The sequence below is a fragment of the Deltaproteobacteria bacterium genome, from assembly GCA_016874775.1.
Taxonomy (GTDB): domain Bacteria; phylum Desulfobacterota; class Binatia; order Bin18; family Bin18; genus VGTJ01.
This window is the reverse complement of record VGTJ01000247.1, coordinates 1-6,690: the sequence shown is the minus strand read 5'-3', so window position 1 is coordinate 6,690 and position 6,690 is coordinate 1. Positions and strand designations below refer to the sequence as shown.

General features: G+C 54.3%; 3 protein-coding genes and 1 pseudogene. 2 read left to right on the top strand and 2 right to left on the bottom strand.

From position 1 onward, the window contains the following. The first annotated feature begins 702 nt into the window (after positions 1-702). Positions 703-4,362, top strand: a complete 3,660-nt coding sequence (locus tag FJ147_26320) for a choice-of-anchor D domain-containing protein (protein ID MBM4259401.1) — start codon at positions 703-705, stop codon at positions 4,360-4,362. Between the two features lie 3 nt (positions 4,363-4,365). Continuing rightward, positions 4,366-4,860: a BACON domain-containing protein gene (locus FJ147_26315; GenBank protein MBM4259400.1), complete on the top strand. Its 495-nt coding sequence runs from the start codon at positions 4,366-4,368 to the stop codon at positions 4,858-4,860. A gap of 103 nt (positions 4,861-4,963) precedes the next feature. Here FJ147_26315 and rffA read toward each other — a convergent pair whose 3' ends face one another. Further along, positions 4,964-6,130, bottom strand: coding sequence for a dTDP-4-amino-4,6-dideoxygalactose transaminase (gene rffA / locus FJ147_26310; protein ID MBM4259399.1), 1,167 nt, complete (start codon positions 6,128-6,130; stop codon positions 4,964-4,966). Beyond that, positions 6,130-6,513: pseudogene (locus tag FJ147_26305) on the bottom strand (acetyltransferase). The gene rffA and the pseudogene FJ147_26305 overlap by 1 nt, the downstream one beginning before the upstream one ends. Between the last annotated feature and the right edge of the window lie 177 nt (positions 6,514-6,690).

Sequence of the window (6,690 nt, the reverse complement as noted above, 5' to 3'; positions counted from 1 at the left end):
CATTCTGGTTTCGGTGTCTTACTGATCACGTTGAACCAGAATCACTGATCAACTTGCATCAGAATCGATGATCACGTTGCATCAGAATCGGTGATCATTTTGGTCCAGAAAACGCACTTCTGGGCATAATCCTTCACGCATGTGTGGTTTTGTCACCTGATGAACGTCGTTCGTCAGTAGTACTTGATTCTCAATCCACCGTAGATAATCACGCTGAACTATCGGCAGAGACCATTCCTAGTGAGCGTTCGGCGCTGACTCGTCCACAAGTAGCAAGCGCGAGTGTTGGGGTTCCGTTTTATTTTGAAGAGAACCGGGGGCAGGTGGATGAGCAGGTGAAGTACCTGGCACGCGGGCGTGGTTATACCGTGTTTCTCACGCCCACGGAGACCGTGTTGGCGTTACAGCGCGGGGGTGAATGGGCAGAGACGTGGGAACGAAAGGGCGCGGGGGCGAGTGGGCGCCGAGGCGAAATGACGTGGCAGTCGCGCCTTCCTTCTGATTCCCTATTCCGCAATCCGCAATCCCAACTCCACAATGCCAACACCCAACTCCCAGAACCCCAGCCTTCCGCCTTTCTGCGCATGACTCTCACCGGAGCGAATACGCAGCCCCAACTCACCGCCGAAGAGGCTTTACCAGGTAGAGTGAACTACTTCATTGGCAACGAGCCGAGCCGATGGCAGACAGAGATCCCGACCTATGGCAAGGTGCGGTATCACAGCGTGTACCCTGGGATTGACGTGGCCTACTACGGTAAACACCGACAAGTCGAGTATGACTTTCTTGTCCAACCGGGAGCGGATCCAAACCAGATACGCATGCGGTTTGCGGGAGCGGAAGATCTCCGGCTTGATCCGAGTGGGGATGTTATTCTTTACGTGCCGGGGGGGGGAGGTGCGGTTACTGAAGCCGCAAGTGTATCAGGAGATCGACGGCAAGAAGCAGACCGTGCAGGGGCAATATCGGCTGATGGCAGAGGAGGAGGTTGGTCTGGTGCTGTCTGCGTATGACACCAGCAGGGAACTGATTATTGATCCGGTGCTGAGTTACAGTACCTATCTGGGCGGTAATCATATCGATGCCGGGTTGGCGATTACTGTCGACGGAAGTGGCAATGCGTATGTGACCGGGCCTACACGATCCCCCAACTTTCCGACCACTGCGGGAGTAGTACAGCCGAACTACGGTGGTGATTTTCGCGATGCGTTTGTCGTCAAACTCAATTCAAGGGGTACGACAATTGTGTATGCGACGTATTTGGGCGGCAATGCCGATGACAATGGGTACGGAATCAAGGTTGATGAGAGCGGCAATGTGTATGTGACTGGGAACACCAAATCTACCAACTTCCCTGTGACCTCAGGAGTAGTGCAGCAGACTCTCGCCGGCGGCTTTGATGCTTTTGTGGCCAAGCTTAATTCAGTAGGGTCTGCCTTGGGATACGCGACCCTCGTGGGTGGTACGAATGATGACGTTGGTTGGGGGATAGTTGTCGATGGAAGTGGTAGTGCGTATGTGTCTGGCCAGACCGGGTCCGCCAACTTTCCGACCACGCCAGGGGTGGTCCGACAGACTTCTGGCGGTGCAATTGACGCCTTTGTCGTTAAACTAAATCCGACAGGGACAGCCTTTGGGTACGCTACGTTTCTGGGCGGATCTGGTAGCGATGTTGGATATGCGCTGACGGTCGATGTCAGTAGCAACGTGTATGTGACTGGGGACACGGGATCCGCGAACTTTCCAACGGTGTCAGGACCGGCACGTCTAGCCTCCGGCGGCTCCTTGGATGCATTTGTTGTTAAGCTGAACGCGACGGGCACGTCCGTTGGCTATACGACCTTTCTTAGTGGCAACGCTAATGACACTGCGTACGGGATTGCACTCGACGGAAGTAGCAACGTGTATGTAACTGGGGACACCGCCTCCAGCAACTTTCCGGTCACGCCGGGAGCAGTTCAGCAAAATTTCGGCGGCTCTCGGGATGCGTTTGTCGCCAAACTGAATCCCGCAGGAACACCCGTCTTTGCCACCTATTTAGGTGGCAGCGGCATCGACTTTGGCTTGGGGATCGCAGTTGATGGAGGGGGAAATATGACTGTGGCTGGAGATGCACGGTCGGCTAACTTTCCTGTCACCTCGGATGCGGTACAACCGGTATTTGGAGGCGGTGTCTCTTTTGGCGATGGGTTCGTTGCACAACTGAGCCCATCGGGTACATCAGTGCTCTACGCAACATATCTGGGAGGAAGTGCTGACGATGCAGCGTTCGGGGTTGTGGTCGATGGAAGTAGTAATGTCTATGTGACCGGAGGCAGCAGGTCGGTCAATTTTCCTGTTACTGCTGGGTCTCGCCAGGTGACTAATGCTGGCCTTCAAGACATCTTCATTGTCAAACTACTACCAAACGCACTTATGAGCGTTGATAAATCGGTGCTCTCTTTTCCCAATACCGCTGTGGGTAGTGCCCAGGACTTGACCTTTAGCATAGGGAACTCTGGCAGTACGACGATTGAAGGGGTAGTAAACTTGGCGGGAGATGGCTTCAGCCTGCTGAGTGGCGGTGGGGTGTTCAGTTTGCCACCTCAGAACAATCGGACTGTGACAATACGTTTCAGTCCTTCCAGTAGTGGAAGCTTTGGCGGGGTGGTAAATATCAGCAGTACTGGAGGTCCCGCAAGTGTGCAGCTTAGCGGGAGCGGTGCTGGCGTCGGCAGTGGACCGTTGTTGTCGGTCTGTAGCCAACAGCTCGACTTTGGCAGCGTGACTGTTGGGAATTCCGTTGTCTTGCAGTGCACGGTGACCAATACGGGGACAGGTACTCTCGCTGGCACCGCCAATGCGAGTGGTGCCGGTTTTAGCCTGCTCAGTGATGCGAGTTTTAACCTTGGGGCTGGCCTCAGCGAGACGGTGCAATTGCAGTTTCAGCCCTCCCAAGCGGGTAGTGCTATTGGAGTACTTACCGTGACAGCAGGGGGCACGACCGTGCCTATTCCTCTGATTGGTAACGGTCTGCAAGGGGCGGCCTTGGAAATCAGTCCGACGACACTCAATTTTGGCGGCGTGCGCGTTGGACAGAATCGTGACCTCACTTTTACTGTGCGAAATGTCGGTAGTAGCCTTCTCACGCGCAAGATCTGTGTTCCGTCGGGTTTCATTGTCTCGCCAAGTGACAACGTAAGCTTACCGCCGACACAAAGTCAGGTATATACGTTGCGCTTCACGCCACCTATTCTCAGTCCACCACCGTACAATGGAACCGTCACGTTCAGTCAGACCACCTGTATTGTCGGTGCAACTTTTGACGCTGCCAAACTCATTGTGAGTGGTAGTGGGGCAGTAACTACAACGCAGGGAGTAGCATACATAGTGAACCGGGATGAAGGCACGGTGTCAGTTGTGGATATCCACGCCCAACGTGAAGTGCGATTGATCGTGGTCGGGACGGCACCGACCGAGCTGGTTTTAACTCCAGATGGGCGTAAAGGATATGTTTGTAATTTTGGTTCTAATAATGTGTCGGTGATTGACACGACGAGTCTGGAGGTGACAAAGACGATTTCTGTGGGTTTGAACCCGACGGCGCTGGCAGTTACTCCTGACGGGCAACGAGTTTATGTGGCGAACAGCGGACCCGGACAGGATAGTGTGTCGGTAATCAAGACCAGTGACGATACAGAGTTCCGGCTTGCAGTCTTTCGTTTCTCGCCGACAAGACTTGCCGTGAGCCCAGACGGCCTGTTCTTGTATGTGTTTGGGACAGGGAGTCGCTTTGTGACGACGGTGAAGACCGCTACTAACCAGATTCAGTTTCTCGATACTGGGCAAGATCCTGTGTCAATTGCCTTCTCTCCCGACGGCCGGCGGGCCTTTGTCGCAAACCAGGGGCAGGGAACTGTAAGTGTATTGAATACGACAACCTTTCCCCCTAGCAAACTACAAGATGTGAGCGTGTCCCCGGGCATAACGAGCGTCGCAGTGAGTAAAGAAGGGAAAGTGTACGTTACTGAACCATTGAACATCAACCCAGTGGACCAGACCAGGAGCGTCGCGATACTAGAACCGGGACGTGATTTTCAGGCGTTTCTTGCTCTTGAGAACCCAGGTGACAGGGTTCTTCTCGGCCTAGAACGTGAGGCTCGAATGCAGATTAGCGAACGGATCTTTGGCTTTGGAAATCCTGCAACGATTCAAACGTATGCAGACGCTAGCCAGGTGATCGTCACTGATCGACAGAGGCTAGGGGAAAATCACGGCGCTTTGATAGCAATTACTACGGCAACTGATACGAAAGGGCCACCAACCACAGTCGGAATGCAGCCCTTCCAGGGAACAGAAAATCCCGTATCGCAGCAGGTATAGGTTGTGGTTCCTAATAGTGCTTCATCGTCAGTGTCGTTAGTGATGCTCAATAATGCTGGTGCTCCTGAAGTTCTTGTTGGAATTACTCCGGAAGATGTGGAAGTCTTTGCTGCTCCACCTCCACCACCGTGCGTTACCGACGCGATAGGCCCGAGCCGGGCGCTGAGTAGCAATGGTGATAGCGATGCGGTCGTTGTAAAGGCACCACAGCGCTGCGCGTGGCATTTAGCGACGGCGGAGTCCTGGATTACGGTGAATGCGACGGGGAACGAACGGGCCAAGGTCGGGGATGGACAGTTAGGGTTTACTGTGACACCGAATACTACAGGAGCACCTCGAACAGGAAAACTTCTTGTGATGGGTAAAGAGGCGATGATTACGCAAGCCGCGAGCAGTGTCCTGCGTCCAACAGGAGACAAAACACCCGGACCACCAGTGACACCGCGACAAGATACAGGAGACAGGACACCGGGGCCTGCTGTAACGCCGCGACGGTAGTGCGTTGGAGAAGGGATAAGCTGTCATTGCGAAGAGCGTCAGCGGTGAGGCAATTCTCTGTGAAAACAGAGATTGCTTCGTTGCACTCGCAATGACGAGATCACTATCGGGGCTTCACTGCCTTCGGTACGATTGCGTTGATCATTTCGACGACATAGCCGATCTCACTGTCTGTCATTCCCACCCAGAGTGGCAGGCGCAGCAGGCAGTCACTCGCCCATTGGGTGCGTGTGAGGTTTCCGTACGGCCGCCCGTAACGTTTTCCTGCTGGTGCTGAGTGCAGTGGTACATAGTGAAAGACTGCGTTAACTCCGGCGTCGTTCAATGCAGCGAGAACCGCCGTACGCGTGACGAGATCAGGTAGTAACAGATAGTATAGGTGGGCGTTGTGTGAACAATGGGTGGGAACAACCGGACGACGGACGTAACCACGCGCTTCGAGGGGTGCAAAGGCTTCATGGTAGCGACACCAGATCGACAACCGTTGCTGCGTGATGTTCTCTGCCGCTTCTAGTTGTGCCCACAAGAACGCGGCGGTCAGTTCACTGGGAAGATACGAGGAGCCGATATCGACCCAGCTGTATTTATCCACCTCACCGCGAAAGAACTGTTTGCGGTTGGTGCCTTTGTCGCGCAGGATTTCTGATCGCGTGCTCCATTGCGTATCGTTCACCAGCAGTGCGCCACCTTCGCCGGACATGACGTTTTTGGTTTCATGAAAACTCAAGGCGCCTAAGGTGCCGAAACTGCCGAGGGCGCGTCCTTTGTAGAAGGAACATATTCCCTGTGCCGCATCTTCAATAACAGGAAGTTTGTGTATTTCGGCAAGAGCGCAGATGGTGTCCATCTCACACCCCACGCCAGCATAGTGAACGGCGACGATCGCTTTCGTACGCGGAGTAATCGCGGCTTCGATCAGTGTTTCGTCAATGCATAACGTATCGGCGCGAATGTCGACAAACACTGGCACCCCACCACGCAGTACGAATGCGTTGGCGGTGGACACAAATGTGTACGACGGCATGATGATCTCATCGCCTGGTGCGATATCGAGCAGCAACGCCGCCATCTCAAGTGCCGCAGTGCAGGAATGGGTGAGAACGGCTTTCTGACAGGCAATCTGCGCTTCCAACCATGATTGGCACCGCTGCGAAAATGGCCCATCCCCTGACAGGTGCATGTTGTCTGCCGCCTGCCGTATATATTCCAACTCTCGTCCTGTCAGATGCGGGCGATTGAACGGGATGTGTCGTGATGAGGTGGGTTCCACTACAAGTCGACCTCATCGCTGTTCTTGGCAAACAACATGGCGCCGCCCTTAGGGAAGTAGACGCCTTTGGCGACGGTATCTTTCATCAGCAACGCTCCAGCGCCGATCAGGCACTGCTCGGCGACGCGAATGGAGTTGTGCAGTGTGGCGTTGACGCCAAGGAAGGAGTAGCGCCCGATCGTACAGTGACCAGAAATCACCACGTGCGAGCTAATGAAACAGTGGTCTTCGATGACCGAATCATGTCCAATATGATTGCCGCTCCACAGGGTGACATTGTTGCCGATAGTCACAAACGGTTGGATAGTGTTATCTTCAAGAACGAAACAATTCTCGCCGATCGGTTGTTGCATAAGGACGGTTGCTCGACTGCTGACATAACTTGGGCAGGTGTATCCCCACGGGGAACGCGCTTAGAGTCTTGTAAAAAGAAGGGGTTAGGATAGAGAGGGCAGCACGGGTGTCCGGGAAAAAGGAGGAGGAGGTATGCCTGCGCTCACGTGTGCCCTGGTGGAAAAGCTGGAGACGATAGCCGACCCCCGCCGTCAATGCGCGAATCT